The organism is Arthrobacter ginkgonis, assembly GCF_039540195.1.
Taxonomy (GTDB): Bacteria; Actinomycetota; Actinomycetes; order Actinomycetales; family Micrococcaceae; genus Zafaria; species Zafaria ginkgonis.
In genome coordinates this window covers 1-18,735 of the sequence record NZ_BAABEO010000007.1, presented here as the reverse complement: position 1 = coordinate 18,735, position 18,735 = coordinate 1, and the positions used below count along the sequence as shown (strand labels likewise).

Annotated in this window: 16 protein-coding genes; 3 read left to right on the top strand and 13 right to left on the bottom strand. The window is 64.4% G+C overall.

Features of this window, described 5'->3' with window-relative positions; all coding sequences use genetic code 11:
* Window positions 1-790: 790 nt before the first annotated feature.
* The 3 genes from ABD912_RS02640 to ABD912_RS02630 all read right to left on the bottom strand — a co-directional run bounded on the left by ABD912_RS02640 (window position 791) and on the right by ABD912_RS02630 (window position 3,769).
* The gene (locus tag ABD912_RS02640; protein ID WP_345148272.1) at window positions 791-1,438 is read right to left on the bottom strand and encodes a flavin reductase family protein; all 648 of its coding nucleotides are present in this window, start codon (window positions 1,436-1,438) and stop codon (window positions 791-793) included.
* Between the two features lie 117 nt (window positions 1,439-1,555).
* Window positions 1,556-2,932, bottom strand: coding sequence for an SLC13 family permease (locus ABD912_RS02635; protein ID WP_345148271.1), 1,377 nt, complete (start codon window positions 2,930-2,932; stop codon window positions 1,556-1,558).
* Window positions 2,933-2,947: 15 nt separating this feature from the next.
* Window positions 2,948-3,769, bottom strand: a complete 822-nt coding sequence (locus tag ABD912_RS02630) for a maleate cis-trans isomerase family protein (RefSeq protein ID WP_345148270.1) — start codon at window positions 3,767-3,769, stop codon at window positions 2,948-2,950.
* 183 nt (window positions 3,770-3,952) lie between these two features.
* Between ABD912_RS02630 and ABD912_RS02625 the strand changes: the two genes are divergently transcribed.
* Entirely contained in the window at window positions 3,953-4,873 is a 921-nt protein-coding gene (locus ABD912_RS02625; RefSeq protein WP_345148269.1) for an IclR family transcriptional regulator, read from the top strand.
* An 807-nt stretch (window positions 4,874-5,680) separates the two neighbouring features.
* Here ABD912_RS02625 and ABD912_RS02620 read toward each other — a convergent pair.
* From ABD912_RS02620 to ABD912_RS02575, 10 genes are all read right to left on the bottom strand, one after another.
* A complete protein-coding gene (locus ABD912_RS02620) occupies window positions 5,681-6,415 on the bottom strand; it encodes an IclR family transcriptional regulator (RefSeq protein WP_345148267.1) in 735 nt (244 codons plus the stop codon).
* 142 nt (window positions 6,416-6,557) lie between these two features.
* Window positions 6,558-7,601: an amidohydrolase family protein gene (locus tag ABD912_RS02615; RefSeq protein WP_345148265.1), complete on the bottom strand. Its 1,044-nt coding sequence runs from the start codon at window positions 7,599-7,601 to the stop codon at window positions 6,558-6,560.
* A gap of 68 nt (window positions 7,602-7,669) precedes the next feature.
* On the bottom strand, window positions 7,670-9,346 hold the full coding sequence (locus tag ABD912_RS02610) for an FAD-dependent oxidoreductase (protein WP_345148263.1): 1,677 nt from the start codon (window positions 9,344-9,346) through the stop codon (window positions 7,670-7,672).
* 161 nt (window positions 9,347-9,507) lie between these two features.
* The gene (locus tag ABD912_RS02605) at window positions 9,508-10,734 is read right to left on the bottom strand and encodes an MFS transporter (protein WP_345148261.1); all 1,227 of its coding nucleotides are present in this window, start codon (window positions 10,732-10,734) and stop codon (window positions 9,508-9,510) included.
* Between the two features lie 239 nt (window positions 10,735-10,973).
* A complete protein-coding gene (locus tag ABD912_RS02600) occupies window positions 10,974-11,702 on the bottom strand; it encodes a class II aldolase/adducin family protein (protein WP_345148260.1) in 729 nt (242 codons plus the stop codon).
* Window positions 11,699-12,505, bottom strand: a complete 807-nt coding sequence (locus ABD912_RS02595) for an ABC transporter ATP-binding protein (RefSeq protein ID WP_345148259.1) — start codon at window positions 12,503-12,505, stop codon at window positions 11,699-11,701. The genes ABD912_RS02600 and ABD912_RS02595 overlap by 4 nt, the downstream gene beginning before the upstream one ends.
* Before the next feature lie 2 nt (window positions 12,506-12,507).
* Window positions 12,508-13,413, bottom strand: coding sequence for an ABC transporter permease (locus ABD912_RS02590; protein WP_345148257.1), 906 nt, complete (start codon window positions 13,411-13,413; stop codon window positions 12,508-12,510).
* Window positions 13,410-14,399: an ABC transporter substrate-binding protein gene (locus ABD912_RS02585; RefSeq protein WP_345148255.1), complete on the bottom strand. Its 990-nt coding sequence runs from the start codon at window positions 14,397-14,399 to the stop codon at window positions 13,410-13,412. Before ABD912_RS02585 ends, ABD912_RS02590 begins: the two co-directional genes overlap by 4 nt.
* Before the next feature lie 589 nt (window positions 14,400-14,988).
* Entirely contained in the window at window positions 14,989-16,293 is a 1,305-nt protein-coding gene (locus ABD912_RS02580) for an MFS transporter (protein ID WP_345148273.1), read from the bottom strand.
* 429 nt (window positions 16,294-16,722) lie between these two features.
* Window positions 16,723-16,845 carry a hypothetical protein gene (locus tag ABD912_RS02575; RefSeq protein ID WP_345148254.1) on the bottom strand — a complete coding sequence of 41 codons (123 nt, stop codon included), beginning with the start codon at window positions 16,843-16,845 and terminating at the stop codon, window positions 16,723-16,725.
* Window positions 16,846-17,384: 539 nt separating this feature from the next.
* On the opposite strand from ABD912_RS02575, the gene ABD912_RS02570 reads away from it, so the two are divergent.
* Both ABD912_RS02570 and ABD912_RS02565 read left to right on the top strand, forming a co-directional pair.
* A complete protein-coding gene (locus tag ABD912_RS02570) occupies window positions 17,385-17,996 on the top strand; it encodes a DUF1016 N-terminal domain-containing protein (RefSeq protein WP_345148253.1) in 612 nt (203 codons plus the stop codon).
* Between the two features lie 168 nt (window positions 17,997-18,164).
* On the top strand, window positions 18,165-18,587 hold the full coding sequence (locus ABD912_RS02565) for a DUF1801 domain-containing protein (RefSeq protein ID WP_345148252.1): 423 nt from the start codon (window positions 18,165-18,167) through the stop codon (window positions 18,585-18,587).
* Window positions 18,588-18,735: the final 148 nt, after the last annotated feature.

Sequence of the window (18,735 nt, the reverse complement as noted above, 5' to 3'; positions counted from 1 at the left end):
GAGGCCATGGTCGGCATCAACGTCGACGAGATCGCCCAGCCGCACCGGCTGGCCGAGCGCGGCTGGTAGGAGAACGACGGCACCAAGCCCGGTTCCGCGCTGCGGCGCGGAACCGGGCTTGGCGTCTCTAAGGCCTCCGTTGGTTGGAGAGATGCCGCCCGGACTGACGTTCGCGCCTACACCCCGCCCCCTGCGTGCCTTCGCGGGTCAGACATGAGCTGCAGAATTCTGCCTTGCAACCGGTGGTGGGCATCAAGACGCTTTATCGGGACACCTATCGTCCATGGGTAAGCCAGAACCACTGTTACAGCTGCAATCAGGGCGGCAACGCCGGCAAGAATCGGGGGACAGGAGCAGCCAGTCGCGATACGTGAAGCCGTCTTCAGCCGGAACGACGTGACCGACGGCATGGCTCATCTCCCCCAAGCCATTGAGGCGTTCTTCCCGACCCATTCACGAGCGTCGATAACGGCGCATATGACGGTTTCAAGCGGAAAGACCGCTACCCGCGTCTTGTTTCCAAGTCGTGGGTAGCGGTCTTTTTGGTGGTTAGACGAGTGTGGTCTCGAGCGTTTCGGGTGCGAAGAGTTCGTTGGTTTCGAGCGGCTTCGCCGCTAGACCTTGGTCCTAGGAATAGCGGAGGAAGGTACGCAGGGTTTCGGTGTCTCGGTCCACGCCGTAAGGCCAGAAGGGGACATCCCGGCCGTGCCACAGCGACCGGCTGGATCCTCACGCTCATCATCGCGGGGACGCGGCGCTTGGACCTGGATGACGAACTCCCCGCGTCAATTCAGGACTTGCCGTCCAAGTCCTCGGAGCGGTTCTTCGGGCGGAATTCACCAGGCCACTCATCCTTGCGGATCCGTTTCAATTCGCGAACGGAACCCGTGGTGGCCCATTCGTCCAGCCCCAACCGTGCCAGCGGTTCCAGCAGATCGATGCGCGGGTGGCTGCCCTCCAGAACGCTCAAATCAACCGCTGCGTGGGTCACTTTCCCGAAGACCACTACGCAGTCACCGATCGGCAGAGCGGTGTGCAAGCGGCACTCCAGGGCCACCGGGGATTCCGCCACCCGGGGCACTCCCACGCTGCGCGCTGCTTCACGCGTCAAGCCGGCCGCGTCGAACTCACTCACGTCCGGGGGAAAGTTGGTGCCCGTGGCGTTGACTTCAGGCATCAGTTCGGCGGGGGCCAGATTCACCACGAACTCGCCCGTAGCGCGGATGTTGCGCAGCGAATCCTTCTCCCCCACCGAGGTGAACTGGACGATCGGTGGGTTCACGGAGGCAACAGTGAAGAACGAATGAGGAGCAAGATTGTCCACGCCTTCGGCCGAGGTGCTCGACACCCACGCTATCGGGCGCGGAACCACGACGGCCGTCAGCAACCGGTAGAAATCCCTTGGAGTCAGCTGGCCGGGGTCAAAGTCTTTTCGCATCCCTCCAGCCTACGCAGGCAGGATGCCCGAGGAGGCAGCCGGGGCATGGTCCCCGCCAGGCGCACCAAGCAGGGGGCGTCCGGACCGGCCGGACGCCCCCTCCTAGCGCAACCGTTCTTAGCCGATGCCGAGCTGGACGAAGATGAACCACACCAGCAGCGGCACAATGGCGATCATCGCCACGGCCCACAGCAGCAGCGCACGGAAGAACATTCGTTCATCCTTGGGCTGCGCACTGGCCATCAACAGCGCCCCGCTGGTGGACATGGGACTGACATCGACGACTGAGGAGCTGATGGCGATGGCGGTCACGACGCCGAGAGGCGTCAGCAACGGATCCATCGCGATCGGAGTGACGATGGGAGTGATCACGCCCAATGTTCCGGTCGTAGAAGCGAAAGCGGAAACGATGCCGACCACGTAGCTGGTGATCAGCGCGGCGACGGAGCCGTTGCCCAGGCCTGCGATACCCTTCTGCAACTGTTCCAGGGCACCCATTTCTTCCAACATGCCCACATAGGTGACGATGCCCGTCACCAGGATGACCGCAGACCAGGGCATGCTCTCGACGGCCGGCTTCTGCACGCCCGGGTTCGCTGCGATCAGCACCAAGGCGACCACAAGGGAGGCGACGCCCACGTCGATTCCGAACACCGTCGTGAGGATCAGCAGGGCTGCGATCCCGACCAGCGTCAGAATGCGTGTGGGGGTGGCCGCCACCTTTTCGGGTGCAATTTTCGGCCCATCCGTGACCGTGACCTTGCTCGGCGCGGGTGCGGGTGCGGGTGCGACCAGGGTGCCGGCACCGCCACCGGTGGCATGGAAGGCCGGGGATTCAATCGGTTCTTCGTCGGGAGCGCCGTTCCCGTTGCCGGTATCTCGTGCGACACGCCTTTTCATGATGCTTTCGATGGCAACGTAGGCAAGGAAGGCCAGGACGGCGTTGAAGACGAAGCAGTACAGGTAGAGCTTCAACGAGTCCCCCGAGGCTCCGGCTTCCTCCAGCATGACATTGGCGAGGACACCGAACGGATTGACCGGCGAGAAGGCGCCGGCGTTGGCACCTTGGACGATCACGAGGCCCATCGATAGGGGGCTGATGCCGAACCGCAGTCCGAGCGCGATTCCCACGGGGGCGACGATGGCAATCGCTGCCGGGGTAAAAGCGCCAGCAGATGCCAAGGCGGCCGTGAGGACGAACATGAGTACGGGGACGAGGAATCTTCGGTTTCCCGCAAGAAGTTCGGCCCAGTAAGCCAACAGATCAATGGTTCCGTTGATCCTCACGATTGCGAAGAGCAACGTTGCGCCGACCAGGATGAAAAACAGGCCGGCCGGGAACTGAGCGATGACGTCCTTGATCGACAGGCCGGCCACGAGGGTTCCGACGGCGAAGGCCGCCACGGTGGCGATGAGGCCGGCGTTGATCCGGGTGAAGGAACCGATTGCGAACGCGACGATGAGGACCGCGAAGGCGATGAGAGCCAGAGTCATTGGTTCCGGCCTAACCTACTCGACCCGGGCAGGGAGCTTGCTGAGCTCGCCGGAGAGCAGGGACCCTGCGTTGCTGATCGCCGGCGTGTGGCCCAAGGACTTGAGGATTTCGTAGGCGGTTGCCGTCGCCGCGGTGATGACCGGCAGACCGAGTTCGTTCTCCACAGCCTGCACGGCGGGAAGGGACGGCATTTGCACACATGCCGAAAGGACGATCGCGTCAGCGCCCTCGCGCTGAAGGTTCCGTGCAATCTCCGGAAGGTTTTGCGGGTCCAGACGGCCAACGGCCAGGTTGTCCGGAACTTCGAGGCTCACCGCCTCCAGCACCTCGATGCCCGCTCCTTCGATGTATTCGCGCACCATCTGCGTCAGCGGCTTCATGTAAGGGGTGACCATGGCCACCTTCCGGGCACCCATCTCCTGCAGGGTGCGCACGAGTGCGCCGGCGCTGCTCGTTACGGCGGCCGGGTGCCCATTTTCCTGCGCCGCCCGGGCGATTGCGGCTTCGGAATCGACGTGGGCATTGGCCCCCTGTGCCATGACTGCCACCAGGCAGGCGTAGGCAATGGTGTCGACGTCGGCGTCGGAGACCGAGGAGGCGCAATCGGCGGCCTTGGCGACCATGGCCAGCAATTCCTCTTTGTTGACGTTCTTCATCCCGGCGCGTGCCGAGTGGAAGGTGTACCGGTGGCCCGTGGCCTCGGATTGCCGGCGGAACAGTTCAGGAAGTTCGGTTTCCATGGTCGTGTTCGAACTCGGGACGATCAGGCCGATGCGGGACAGGCCGTCCGGCTTGGCGACGGCAACGGTTTCGCAGGCGGTTTCTGGGGTGCTCACAGTTTCTCCACAAATCTGGTACGTGTTTCAATTTCCCACATGGCGGGTTTGTATCCCATGATGCGGGCCAATCGTTGAGCATGTCAACTGCATCACATTGCCAAGGGCTGACGGTGATCGGTCGAATCGCGGAAAAAAGCTAGAATGGCTAGGCATCACGGCGGGTGAAAAAGGGGAAGACACATGGCTGGGGACTCAACGGCGGGGGCTCCGCCCATCCTCGTGCTGCACAAAGTCACGGAGATCCTCAACTGCTTCTCCGTGGAGGAACCGGAGCCGACACTCCAACGGATAATCCGCCTTACGGGCCTGCCGTCAAGCACCTGCCAGCGGTTGGTCCAGAACATGGTGAGGGAAGGGTTCCTCGATCGCTACGACGACCGGTACCGCATCGGCATTGGACTCGTGAGATGGGCTACGCCGGGAACATTGGGCTTGGACCTGGTACGGCTGGTCAAGCCCGTCCTGGAAGATCTCCGAGACGAGACGGGCGAAAGTGCGTGCCTTTATGTCCGTGATGGAGCCTTCCGCACAGTGGTGGCCGTGGCGGAAACTCGGCATGTTGTCATGCGGCCCTTCGTGGTCGGACAGGTCATGCCCCTTCATGCGGGCGCACCAGGCAAGATTTTCCTCGCCTACGATCCGGAGGCGAGGAAAGCGCTCAGCGATTCCACACTGGCAAAATTCACGCCCCTCACGCCAAACAGCCTGGAGGCGCTGGACGCCCAGAGCCGGGAAGCGCGTGCGCAGGGATATTTCGCGGCGTTCGGTGAGCGCCACGAAGACGTCGGGTCGATCAGCGCCCCCGTATTCGACCACTACCGGCGCCTCGCAGGAGTAATCGGACTCGGATTCCCGACTCAACGCGTTGGGCCCGGCGATGTTGAACGCCTCGGGCCCGTGGTGGCCCGGGCGGCCCAAGCCGCCAGTAGTGCCTTGGGTTATACCCCACCATCCACCGAGGGCCTGTCCCGCGAATCATCACAGCTACCGTCCTTTGGCGCCGATGATTCGCAGGACAGGAACCAGTCCGTCAGCTCGCCTCCACCGACCATCCGGCAGGCTGAACACAGCCTGCCGGCCGATTCACAGGACGAGCCCTAGAACACGAGGCAGCGGGATAACGCCCCTTCCCCCGTCCGGGTCCAGATCTCCGGCCACTCGTGGTCCATGTTTGCCAAAGTTGGGCGCGCTATCAAGACGCCAATAACGGCGCATATGTTAGGGAGGAACGCGGCGAATAGCGTCCGATGCGAATTCGACGGATTTTGATACGGGAAGGCCGTCTTTGCCTACCCCGACCCGGCTATCCGGCGGTTTTGCGGTCGCAGGTCTCTTCCCGAAACCAGGGGAGCGGCGCGACGGTTGCCGGTCCGGAGCGGCGAGATACGCGTCGGAGGCCCGCCGCGTCAGGGAACCGCCAAGCCGATCCGCACTTGATGCGAAAGTGTCGCCCAATAGGCGAGGAGGCACTGGGCCTAATCCGCCAGCTCCGGCCCAATCGGCCGCAGGCAGCTCGGCCGGCGGCATCGCATGCTCCCTCACGGGTGTACGGAACGGCCCGCATCCCCACCAGGTCGCAGCCGATGGCCACCCGTATTCCGGGATGCAGCACCGGCATCCCCGAGCAGCACGTCGTGCAGTCCGGCAGGACCCGGACTGCCTATGACCCGGCCTAGCGGCAGTCCGGAGCCAGTACAGCCGCTATTGGCCGGTCATCAATACGCCGGGTCACCAGCAGGCCCCAAGGAAGCCCTGACGTTATGCGGAGCGGCTGATTCTCATCATAGCCAGCGGCCACGGTGCCAGGCCTTGGCCGTCGCCGGCGAGGCCGGGGTTCCCGGGCGTACCGGTGACTTTCCCGCTGCACTTCTCGACCTTCCGGAAGCAGGGTCCGCGTTGCGTCTGCCTTTAGATCAGGAGTTTTGAATACTTTTCGCGGATCTTCTGGGCAGATTTCTGCAACGTCTGAAGTGTCTGTTCCTTGCGTTCCTCGGGTATGCGGGACTCGGGGCCAGCGGATGTGAGGACGGACAGGTTTTTCCGGGTGTTGATGACGGGGACGCTGCAGGCCCACACGCCCTCGTCGATTTCGGAGTTGCTCGTGGCGAATCCTTGGGCAAGGTAGGTGTCCAGTTGGTCTTGACTCAGGTGCGCTGGAAGGAGCCGTTCGCGGGTTTCCGCCGGGCAGAGGGCGAGGGCCATTTTTCCGGATGCACCCCGCCCCAAAGGCGTGGAGCGGCCGCGTTGGATGGTGAAGCGCATGGGCCGGTCGCATTCGGCGAGTTCGATACAGACGACCTGATCGCCGGCGAGTTGCTGGAGCATGACGGTCTCGCCGATGGTGTCGGCGGCTTCGCGGAGCAGCGGTCCGGCGATCCGCGCGAGTGGGTTCGAGAGCTGGGCCGCGCGTGCCAGGGGTATGACCCGCGCAGTGGGGTGGTAGTGCCCGGGCTTTCCCTCTTCGAGCAGGTCCAGGTCTTTGAGCAGGGCAAGGTACCGGTAGGTGCTGGGCGTGGTTGCGCCGATCAGTTCGGACATTTCCGGAACCGAAAGTTCCGTACGCTCGGCGGAGAACTGGAAAAGCAGGCTCAGCACCTTCTTGGAACTGCTTGACGTCCCATTGTCCGATGTGGCGGCACCCATTCCTACCTCCTCAGGTTGTTATCAGAATATGATACATCACTTGCATTTACCGGGAACCTGAGTAGGTCGGGTGAAACGTTCGGGTACGGGCAGTGGCTCCCGGAGGGCCTGGCACTGTGCCGTGCCAGGCCCTGGGTGAAGGCTAGATCTTGAAGACCCGGGTGGCGATACCCTCGAAGAACTGGAACTTCTCCTCGTCGGAGATGGGCAGGTTGTCCTGGATGTCCACCTCGCTGGGCTCGTACTGGTACGGGTAGTCCATGGCGTACATGACGCGGTCAGCGCCGACCATCTTGCGGACGAACATGACCTCGTCCTGCCAAGGCATGCCGGAAGTGGTGTACCAGACGTTCTCCTTCAGGTACTCCGAGGGCTTCTTCGGCAGGGGCTTGACGTGTGCGTAGCGTCCGGTGGCGATCTGCTTGCCGTACATGTAGTCAATGCGGTTGAGCCAGAACGGCAGCGCTTCGCCGAGGTGGCCCACGACGATCTTCAGGTGGGGAAACTTCTCGAAGATGCCCGAGACGACCAGTCGCAGCAGGTGCAGCCCGGTTTCAACGCCGAAGCCGTAGATCGAGCCGTCCAGGCCACGATCGTGGAAGGGCTTGAACAATCCCTGCGACGGTCCGTTCGGGTGCAGGTAGACCGGCACGTCCAGGGCTTCGGCGGCCTCATAGAAGGAGAGGAAGTGCGGGGAGTCCGTGTACTCGTCGCGCACGTGCGAGTTCAGGATGGCGCCCTTGAATCCCAAGTCCTTCACTGCGCGGGTCAGTTCCTCGGCGCCGGCGTCCGTGGCCGTGAAGGGCACCGCGGCAAGTCCGGAGAAGCGGGTGGGGTGGTCGACGATGACCTTTGCCATGGCGTCGTTGGAGCGCTGGGCCAGCCACGTTGCCTCTCGGGCCGGCAGCGGGTTGGTTCCCGGGGAGGTCAGCGAGAGCAGCTGGTGGTCGATGCCCGCCGCGTCCATTTCCTGCAAGCGCGTTTCGGTATCGGTCAGGCGGCGGCGCACCGATTCGGGGCGTTCGCCGTCGGCTAGGGCGTAATAGCCCATCAGGCTCATGAAGCTCGGGTCGTCCTGGGGATAGTCGGTGAGGAATTTCTTGTAGATGTCGAACATCTCCGGGAAACCCCATCCCTCCTCCACGGCGATCCGGCGGTACGGCTTCTTCGGTGCTTCCTGGTTCATTTCTGTCCTCTTCTTCTTTCGGTCCGCGCGTTGGCGCGGCGCGTCTTCTTCGGGGCGGTCGGGTTGGCCTACTGGCCGCCGGCCAGCGCGGCCAGCGTGTCGGGGTGCTCGTGCGCGGCACACCCGCGCACGGCGAGGTGCCCCGTGACCAGGGCGGCGAGGGGAGCCGGCTCCTCCGGCATCCGGGTGCCGCGCCAGGCGATGTGCAGATCCGGGCGGAGGAGCAGGTAACCCTCGCCGTAGACCTTCCGGGCGTCTTCGCTGGCGACATGGAAGGTTTTGACCGGGGCGCCGATGCCGGCGATCGCGTTTTCGAGCGTCTGGGCCGCTTCTGCGTCGGTGCCGGTGCACAGGATCGTGTATTCGTGGCCCAGCGAGTCCTGCAGCGGGGTGCCGTCTTCGAGGTGGACGTTCGGGAGGCGGAAGCCTTCAAGGGACCGTGGCGTGTACTTGAAGTCGAGCCCCAGTTCATCGATGGCGTAGTCCTCGCCGTAGCTGATGACCGGGGAGTCCAGGTATCCGTAGCCGAGTTCGATGCCATACAGGTCGTTGCTCCACCGCTGCTCCTGGTCGGCAACCGCGGCCAGTTCGGCGCGGGCCTTGTCGCCTTCGGGGCCCCGGTCGGTGAGTGCTGGCGACCACATGCCGCGCCATTTGCGGCGGCCCATGGTGGCCTTGCGTGAGGCGGCGATGTTGCGGGCCCCGATGGGGCGGCGCTCGAGTTCGTAGCTGGCGAGCAGTCCTTCGCCACCCCAGCCTTCGAGGGCGGCGGCCAGTTTCCACGCCAGGTCCACCGCGTCGCCGTGCCCGGTGTTCATCCCCAGGCCGCCGGTGGGGATGACCAGGTGCGCCGCGTCGCCGGCGATGAAGACGCGGCCTGACGAGTATCCGCTCGAGAGCATCAGGCGCTGGCGCCAGGAACCGACGTACAGGGTTTCGTATTCGACCGGGAAACCCAGGATTTTCTCGAAGAGTTCGGGCATTTCCTCGTCCGAGGCCACTGTGGCGTGGAGGGAGAAGTGCTTCTTGTCGTCCTGGACGATCAGGAAGGAGGATTTGTCGTCTGCCACGTGGTAGTGGCGTCCGGAGCCGATCGGGATCCGGTCCAGCAGGTTCTCGGAGTAGAAGAGCGCCTGGCGCATCTCCAGCAGGGAATCTCCCTCGAGCTCGAATCCCAGCGCCCTGCGCACCTCGCTGGATGCGCCGTCGCATCCGACCAGGTAGGCGGCCTGCACGATGGACTCGACGCCCTCCGAGTTCCGATAGCGCACGGTGACCGACGCGCCGTCGTCGATGAATGAGGTCACCTCCGCGTCGAATCGCACTTCCACGCTCTCCAACTCGGCCAGCGCGTCGACCAGCAGCGGCTCAAGCGTGTACTGGGAGATCAGCTGGTACGGCTCGGCCGGGCAGGACCCGTCGTTGGTCTCCCGGTACTGCTCCTTGAGTTCGGAGACCGAGGGGTAGTGGTGGTGGACCAGCGGTTCGCGGACGAGGGTCTCATCGCAGATGAAGACGTCCATGGGCATGTCGTTGTCCAGGCCGGCTCGGCGGATGCGCTCCGCAAGTCCCATGCGGCGGAAGTTCTCCATCGTGCGGGCGTTGCACCGCTCCATCTTGGGAAGCTTTCCCAGCTGCTTGCGCTTCTCGAGCACCAGCACGGACTTGCCGCGCTGCCCGAGTTCCACCGCGAGCGTCAGGCCCACGGGGCCCGCTCCGACGACTACCACGTCGTGGGATTCCATATTTCCCGCCTTTCATCCATCGCCAAGCGCGATTCAAGACCACACATTATGATTCTCGTATCCTGAGAATCGATTTTTCTATTCTGATAAGAACGTAGCAGGTTCGGGGTGTCAGTCAACCCCCTGAAGCGAATCGGATTCCCTGGGAGCGGAGCGGAGCGCTACACGGCGCCGGGAAGGCCCGCCGCCGGCTCCTTCTGGCGCGCCATCCATCGGCCGTGGCCCCAGGAGGCCGCGAGGGTGAGGACCGCCGCGGCGGGCAGGGACAGGCCGAAGATCATATGGAACCGGCCCAGGTCGGCCAGGGGGGCGGCAAGGAACGTGGCCAGCGAACTGCCCAGGAACATCGAGCAGGCGAAGAAAGAGACGGTCGTCGCGCGAGCAGCCGGAGCCACCTCCGTCGCCCAGCCCTGTATGGAAACGTGCAGAACGGCGGTTGAAGCACCGATGAGTGTCGCCGTGGCGGTCAAGGCCGCCGGAGACTGCGATACCGTCGATGCCACGAGCCCCACGAGCAGAATCCCGCCGCCGATTGCCATCAGGCGCGTTCGAGAGAAACGCTCGACAAGCCCGGGCATGACACGGGCGCCTCCGATAATCCCGACCGCGTAGGCCGCCCCCAGCACGCCGGCCACCGTGACGGCGACCCCGGCATGTTCCAGTGCCGGGACGATGTAGGTGAAGGCTCCCAGCATTACCATCCCTTCCAGGACGGCGAGTCCATACACGCCGAGGACCACGGGTTTGAAGGCGTGACGCATCGCCCGTCCCTTGAAGTCCCGAGGCGTTTCGCGCTTGCCGCGCAGAGCCAGCAGCAGGGCGAGGCAGCCCGCGGAAGTCAGGCCAAATACCAGCCGCCAGTCAATGAGGGCGGCCAAGGTGCCCGCGGCGAGCGTGGCGAGGGCAGTCCCCAGGTTTCCAATCACCTGCAGGCGGGAGAGTGACCGGGCACGTTGGGTGCCTTGGGCCGAGTCGCCGATCAATGTCATCAGGGTCGGATACAGCGCTCCGACCATCAGGCCGGTCCATGCCCGTGCCGCCGTCAGCGGCGCGAATGAGGCAAAGACCATGCTGGCGATGCCTCCGATCAGGCCGCCCACCAGGGCCGACCGCAGCACTATGAGCCGGCCGAAGCGGTCGCTCACCATCCCCCACAGCGGCTGGCCGAGAGCGTAAAACAGGAGGTAGGTCGAAAACAGCGTGACCACTTCGGTGAACGTCATCCCGGTGCGGGCAGCCAGAACCAGCAGCATGGGTGGAGTCGCGAACCGGTCGAAGGACGAAATGAACGCCGCGAACTGAATCGACCACTCCGATCCGCTGGCGTAGGAAACCGCGCTGGGACCACTCCTGTCTTCCCCCACCCGTTGTCGAGTCCTACCGTTCATTCCATTTCTCCCTGCTGTCGGTCTGCGTTTGACGACGGTCTGTCCCCGCAGCGGTGAAGGGCGGGGGCCGCTTTCTCTCGATGGGCGACCTCGACCGCTAGGACACGTTCTCCGAGACGGCTCCTTGTCCGGCCTGACCGTGAGTGCTGCTCACCACCGTCCATTTCTGCGTCGTCGTCACGGAACGAGGGAGGTGGTTCCGGCGCCCGGAACCACCTCCCTCGCCGCACGTGACTTCTCTATTGGATGGCTTCCACCAGTTCGCGAAGGTAGGCCCATCGCCCCGCGACGGGCGCGCGGTGGGATTGGAGCTGTTCGATTTCGCCCGGCGTGATCTCCCTGGGTTCCAGTCCGGTGGACAACACGGCCAGGTTCGCTTGGGCCTGTTCCTCGAGCATGACCGCCCGCACGACGGCTTCCTCAACGGAGCCGCCCAGCGCCACGATCCCGTGGCCCTGAAGATGGCAAAAGTCTCGTTGGCCGACGCTGTCCGCCAGCTCCGCTCCGAGCTGCGCGTTGGTGACGAGCAGCGGGCACGGCCACAGGCCCACGTCGGGATCGCTGACGTAGCTTGAGGGGATGTGCAGCAGGGGCTTGAGCGGTGTGGCAACAAGGCCAAGCGTGGTCGCCGCGGGCTGGTGCGTGTGCACGACCGCCTGGACGTCGGGCCGCCTTCTGTAGATCTCGGTGTGGATGAAGACCTCCGCCGGAGGTGCCTCATCCCCTTCGATGAGCGTGCCGTCGACGTCGACGACGATCATGTGCCGGCCTTCGAGCTTGTCCATGCCGGTGATCTTTGGAGAGTGCTTGGGCTTGATGATGATCCCACCCTCGGTGCGGGCGCTGACGTGCCCGAGATAGTCGACCATGCCCAGCTTGTTCAGGATGCGGCCGGCGAGGGCCACGGTCTCCTTGAGGCCGGCAATCGTAGTCCCCTGCACCGCGAATGTGCCGGTCTGGTGCGTCAAGATGATGCTCCCATCTGCATCTCGAGATTCATGGATTCCTTGACCTCTTCTTCGATGAGGGACCAGATCTGGTCGATGTACTGGCTGAACTCCGGCGTCCTCTTGACCGCAAGCGTCCGCGGGCGGGGAAGGTCGATCGCGATGTCTGCCTTGACCCGCCCGGGGCGGGCCGTCATGACGATGACGCGGTCGGAGAGGTAGACGGCCTCGTCGATCTGGTGCGTGACGAAGAGGACGGTGCGCTTGGAGGCCTCCCAGGTTTCCATGAGCCAGGCCTGCATCATTTCGCGGGTCTGGCCATCGAGTGCCGCGTAGGGTTCGTCCATGAGGAGGATCTTCGGCTCCACGGCGTAGGCGCGTGCCAGGTTGGCGCGCTGGCGCATGCCGCCGGACAACTCGCCGGGGTGGCTGTTGGCGAAGCGGGCGAGGCCGACAACCGTCAACAGTTCCATCGCTGCCGCCCGGGCTTCCTTCTTCTTCTTTCCCTGGACCTCGAGGCCGAAGGCGACGTTGTCCAGGACGGTCCTCCAGGGGAGCATCCGATCCTGTTGGAAGACGAAGGCTCGTTCGCGTCCGGGGCGGTTGACGGGTGCGCCGTTGATTTCGATCGAGCCCGACGTGGTGGGAGAGAGGCCGTCGAGCATCCGCAGGAAGGTGCTCTTCCCGCAGCCGGAGGCTCCGACGAAGCTGACGAATTGGCCGTCCTGGATGGAAAGGTTGAGTCCGTCGATGGCTTGGACAGTGCGGCCGTTGCGTTTGAACGACTTGGATACGTTGCGGACGTCGATCTGTGCGTCTGCCATGGTCAGGACTCCTGTTCCGTGGCCCGCCACTGGGCCAGCCTGCGTTCGAGCCCGATCAGGGCGTAGGTGATGGCGACGCCGGCGACGGCCAGGATGATGATGCCGACGAAGAGCGCGCGGCTGTCGAAGGTCTCCGCGGAGTTCAGGATCAGCAGGCCGATGCCCGCCCTGGCCCCGAAGAGTTCGCTGACCACGACGCCGACGAGCCCGTGTGCCGCCGCCAGCCGCAGTCCGGCGATCAGGTACGGCGTCGCCATCGGGAGCTTGACCTTGGTGTAGATCTGCTTGGGGCTGGCGCAGTACGACTTCGCGGTTTCGACGAGTTGCTCATCGGTGGTCGAGAAACCCATGTAGGTATTGATGAGGATGGGGAAGAGCATCACGATGGCGCAAACGGCCACCTTGGATTCGATGCCGAGCCCGAGCGCAACGATAAACAGGGGCGCCAGGGCGATCGTGGGGGTGGCGTTCAGGATGGCGACCCACGGGTCCAGGAGATCCCGGATGATCTTGGAGGCGGCCATGGCGATACCGATCGTGCCGCCGATCGCGATGGCGACCGCCAGCCCAAGCAGGTAGGCCTGGGAAGAGGCGCCGATGTCCGTCGCAAGCTGCCCGGCCTGGACAAGTTCGATGAACCTGACCCACACCTGGGACAGCGGCGGCAGGAAGAGCGGGTTGACGACCCAGCGTCCCAGGATTTCCCACAGGACGGCGCCCATCGCAAGGGACAGCACCGCGAGGATGGTGGAGCGGTTCTTGCGCCAGAGTTGCGTGTTGATCCCCCTCTTGCGCTGCAGAGGCAACGCTGCGGGGGCAGGCCGGACCGCCGAGGGTTGTTCCGTGGGCCCGCCCACCGCGCCGGGCGGGTGGCCGACCTCCGGCCGGCCGAGTTGCGTCGAGTTCACTTCCTGGCCTCCGCAGCGTATTGGTCATCGATCATGGTGGAGATCTCCATGTCCTGGGGTGCTTGCTCCATGCCCTGCAGGGCGTCCAGCACGCTTCCGGCGGCCCGTTCGGAAACCCCGACCTCCGGTGCGAAGGCCGAATCGGCGGTGCCGATGCCCATGAGGTCGTAGACCTTCTCGGCCGTCTCTTCCGAGATCTCGGTCTCGGTCGCGAGGATGCTGATCGCCTCGTCCTTGTTCGCCGGGTCGGCGAGCCACTTCAGGGCGTCGTTCCGGGCAGCGAGGAAGGAAACCAGGGTTTCCCGGTTCTGCTCTGCCCAGGTGGGGTTGACGATGACGGACGTGAAGGCGAACTGCCAGTCCTTCCCCATGGCGTCAGGCAAGTAGCCGACGCGGTTGAAGCCGGCTTCTTCGGCCGTGAAATTCACGGGAGGCAGCAGGAGGGAAGCGTCAATGGCCCCACCTTCCATTGCGGCATAGCGGGCACCCGTCCCGCCGGAGGACACCAGTTCCACGGAGTCGGCCGGGAAGCCCAGCGCCTTGATCGCTTCCTTGGTGACCACCGCGGTCGAATCCGTGGGGCTGGATACGCCGATTTTCGTTCCCTTGAGTCCCTCCCAAGACGTGATTCCCTTGGCGTTCATCACGAACGGGGGCCGGACCAGCAGGTCGGCCACGCTGATCAGCTTCACGGCCCCGTTGCTCTGGCTCACGGTCTGGATGGCTGGCGGAAGACCGCGGCCCACATTGGCTTCGCCCGTCACCAGCAGCTGCGTCGCGGCGGTCGCCGTTTGGGTGTCCACGCCGTCGAGGGTCACACCGTGCGCCGCATACATGTTCTCGTGCCCAGCGACGAAGTGGTCCCAGTCGGTAACCGTCTTCGCGCCTTCCGTATAGACGATGGTCTTGTCCGTGGCAGTGGCCTCGGCGCCCCCGCCATTCGCGGAACAGGCCGAGGCGGTCACGCCTAGCGTCGCAACGGTCATGCAGGCCATCAGGACACGGATTCTTGGCTTCGCCAATATGCCACCCTCCTCTAGTTTCATGGGGGTCGATGCCGGTTGAACAGTCCCAGCACTCCAGGACTCAAGGACACCCCTCCAACGATTATCATATTTTGATAATCGACTATCAATGTGAGATCGACACTATGAGTGATAGGTCTCACAAGTCAAGATCCAGTAAGAAGCCGAGCGGTTGCCGCGATGCGGCACGGGGCGTCCAGCGCCGATTCGCTTGTCGGATCGCTGGTGCGGGAAGCCAAGCCCGCCATGGTGGGGACCACCTCCCCGGTGGACGGGTCCTCGAGCCGCGATTGGACCGTCACGCCATCCCGGCCTGAGCACACTTGGCCCGCGCCAACTCTCCTGCCCCAAGCGAGGCGGCAGCGCCCCGGCGCGTCTCAAGAAGCCGGCCCGCGCCTGCATGCAGAGCCGGCCGAGGAGGCGGTCGGCTTTGGCCGGCCACCTCGGTGCGGGCAGCGTGGAGCGCCACGGGCAGTCCTTCGGTGGCTTCCGCGGTGTTCGAGCCTCGCTCAGGTGGGCACCGGCCGAAGCGGTCGCCGACGGCGTAGTGCTAGCTAATGAGGCTGGCCGATCTCAGGGAATCCCGGTGCGGGTTGAAGAACAGTAGCGCCGACACTCCGCCGACCCCTGCCAGGGCACCAAGGACGGCAAGAGCGCGCCCCCAACCGATGACCGGGTCAGGGGCGGCATCAACGATGTACCCGGTGACCGTGGGAACGACCAACGCGCCCGTGTACATGATCCCCATGAACATGCCCAGGACACTCGACGTCTGGCGCGGCGGGGCAATTTCGGAGATCCCGGCGGTCAGCAATGGGTTAGCCACATTGATCAGGGAGAACCCGACGGCGTAGAGGCACACCGATGCCACTGGACCGGGCAGAAAGAGCAGGGCCACGAAAAACAGGCCCCCGGCACTCAGGGTCAGGCCCGGAAGAATCCCGCGAAGGATCCTGGAAGAAACTCCCCGGGTGATCAGCCTGTCCGTGAAGTAGCCAATCGGCAACGCGGTGAGCAAAGTCAATACTCCCACCACGCCCAGCAAGGAACCGGCCGTGGCCTGAGGGAAGCCGACTCCGATCTGGAAGTAGGTGGGAAGGAACGTGATCATCGTGGAAATGATGCTGTAGGTCGCGAACATGGCGACGGAACCGCTGATAAACGTCCCGGTCGTCAGGATTTTGCGCAGTGGAACCAAGGTTTCTCCGGTGTCGACGGCGGCCTTCTTGGACTCCGAGGTGTAGGGACCGTTCTTCCAGAGGGGGATCCACAGGACGATCCAAAGAATGGTCATGGCTGCCAAGATGCCGAAGGCTGATCTCCACCCCCAGTGGGCGACGATGAGCGCAAGGACCGGAGCCAGGCAGATCTTTGCCACGGAGGGCATGCCCGTGGCAACTGTCGAGGGAAACCCTCGCTTCTCCTTGGGGTGCCACGAGTAGATGGAGCCCATTAACAGCGCACCACTCGGGCCCTCACCCAAGCCCAGCAGGATACGTGAGGCAAGAACGACGCTGAACCCGCCGACGGCCAGCATCGGGGCCACCATGGCCAAGGCCCACGTGAACACCAGGAAGGCCAAGGCCCACTTGGCCGTGAACTTCCTCTGGAGGGTTCCCGCGAAGAAACCACCGATCACGAAAGCCAGATAGAAGGCACTGCCCAGCAGGCCTATCTGAGCGGTGGTCAGGCCGAACTCCCGGGCCAGCGGTTGCGCTGCGAGCCCCAAAACCGCCTTGTCGGTCCAATTCAGGAGATAAAGGAACAGCAGAAGCGACGTGTAACCCCAAGCCGTCCCAGGCTTAACCGTGGTCACTGGGGGTTGCTGCCTGGTCAGATCCGGCATCGCCTGCATGGGATTCACTTATTCAACCTCAATCTAGCTACTGGCGCCGAAGGTCATTGCCCTTCGATCGCGAACAATCAGGGACGGCATCGGCTTAGGCCCCGACAGGGGGCATTGCCTGTGAGTTTCGATCGCTGCCTACACCGCCAGTAGCTCTAGCCCGGCTTTCAGGTCCGCGGCCCATTTGCGGCCGTCGTTGAGACTCGACGCTAATCGGTGGATGGACGAACAAAGGCGACCCCCCTGCCATTGGCAAACCTTGAATACATTCTCTTCATGTGATAATTCGCTATCATATTATGGAAAGAAGCCCATGTGAGCCGGATCACCCGTCCGGCAACTGATAAGCGTAGCGGGTAGCGTGCAAATATCCTGTTGAATTCCAAATTCCGGACTCGAGGAGGCCCGTAGGATGGGCAGATTGGCCCCATCTGGCCCCTACCAGACATGGGGTTCCAGGTATCCCTCGTTGGAGCAGGTGAGGATTGACCGCCAGCCGGTGCTGATGGCGACGTGATCGAGGACGTCGTGGAAGTGCGAGGGGATATGGATCCCACTCATGGTCCCCGCCCACCCCCCCCACCGTCGGTTGGCGGCACCGCCCGGCCGCGCCGGTCGGCGCCGCAGGGGCGGACGAGTTGGGGCGGGAGCCAGATGCAGAGGGTCCTACCGGACTCGTCGGCGTGCAGGACATGCACCAGGTGCGCAGTCTTGGCGGTGATCTCGGCCCCGACCGTTATGAAGCCGGTGGTGGTGGGCAGGTCCACTGTGGGCAGGACCGGGGCAGGGGTTCGGCCGGCTCCTCCCCCGGGTAAAGCCTCACCAACCTATGCACCTGCCCGTGGCAGGTGAATGTATCCAGGTCTCCCGGGGTGTCCGGGCCGCGCAGCGGTCCGGACGGGCCGCCGGAGGAGATTTTCCCATGGACAAGCCCCGACGGCCGCCAAACGGTGGCACCTCCCTGCGAGCGATCCCTTGACCCCGATAACCGTGCCATGGCATGGGTCGCATCATCGGGTTTCCGCTGGACACACAACCTTTCCCTTGGAGCATCCCAAGGGCCTCGGATCGTGGTGTCCGGATTCCGCCAGGGTCAAAGGGTGACCGTTCTCGAGCCAGACCTCCTGGTGGCCTACGCGAAAACCTTGGGCGAACTGAAGGACGCCGTGCATGCGGCGCAGCTACGCGCACAGCGCGTCGTGAATGCCGCGATGATCGATCTCTACTGGGGCATCGGCCGCACGATTCTGCGGCAGCAGCAGGCCCAGCCGTGGGGAAACAAGGTGCTCGGGCGCCTGGCCGAGGACCTGCGCCGGGAATTTCCCCACATGAAGGGTTTCTCCCGCAGGAACCTCTACTACATGCGGGCGTTCGCGCAGGCCTGGGACGGCCGGGAGGAAATCGTGCAGACAGTGTCTGCACGAATCAGCTGGAGCCACAACGTTGCCCTGCTCGAACGCTGCCCGGACCGGACCCTGCGTGAATGGTCAGCCTCCCGGGCCCTCCAACACGGGTGGTCGCTTTCCGTTCTCGAGCACCAGATCGCCTCGAAGCTTCATGAACGGGAAGGATCGGCCCCAAACAACCTGGAGGCACGGCTTCCGAAGGAGGGATCGGACCTGGCGCGCGAGGTCGCCAAGGATCCGCTCGTTCTTGATTTCCTCGGCCTGGACGGGGCAGCCCAGCCCTTGGCCGTTACCTCCTACACCTAAGACAAGCTGCCCGAAGCCGAACGGCAGGCCCTGCCCTCACCGGACGCCATCGCCCTGGAATTGGACAGCGACTGACCACGACCGCCCATTGCGCAGACACCCTCTGCACAACCGCCCCAGACATCCGCCCGATACTCTGGGCCATCCAGCACGATCGCGAGGAGACCCATGGCAACGAAACCGCCCGCAATGTCACCGTCCGACCTGCCGGTTGCGGAGGTACTCGACCGCGCCATAGGCCCACGGCGCGCCGAAGCCGACGAACTGCTCGCGATCCACGCCGAGATCAGCGGCGAACGGCCGGTCGTGTGGGCCGGCCGCATCATCGGTTTCGGAGAACACGAGTACCGCTACGAAAGCGGGCACGCAGGCCGCGCTCCCCTGCTCGCCTTCGCGCCCGGTCCCACGAAGCACACGATCTACCTCGTCAACGATTTCTCGCAGCGCTGGCCCGATCTCGTGGCCCGGCTCGGCAACCACCGGGCGAGCAAGGCCTGCCTCTACCTCACCCGGCTGACGGGAGTGGACCGCGGCGCGCTGCGCCAGCTGATGGAGCACTCCCTCGCCGAGACACGGTCCGCGGCGCACTGAGCACAACCCGCCGCATGCGCCTGGCCCGCACCGCAAACCAGATCGCGATCCCGTAGCCCAATAACGCTGATAACGGCGCATATGGAGTGTCAGCGAGGACGGGCGCCCGCTGGGCGCGGGCTGCGACGCGCGGGAGGCAGCACGCGCC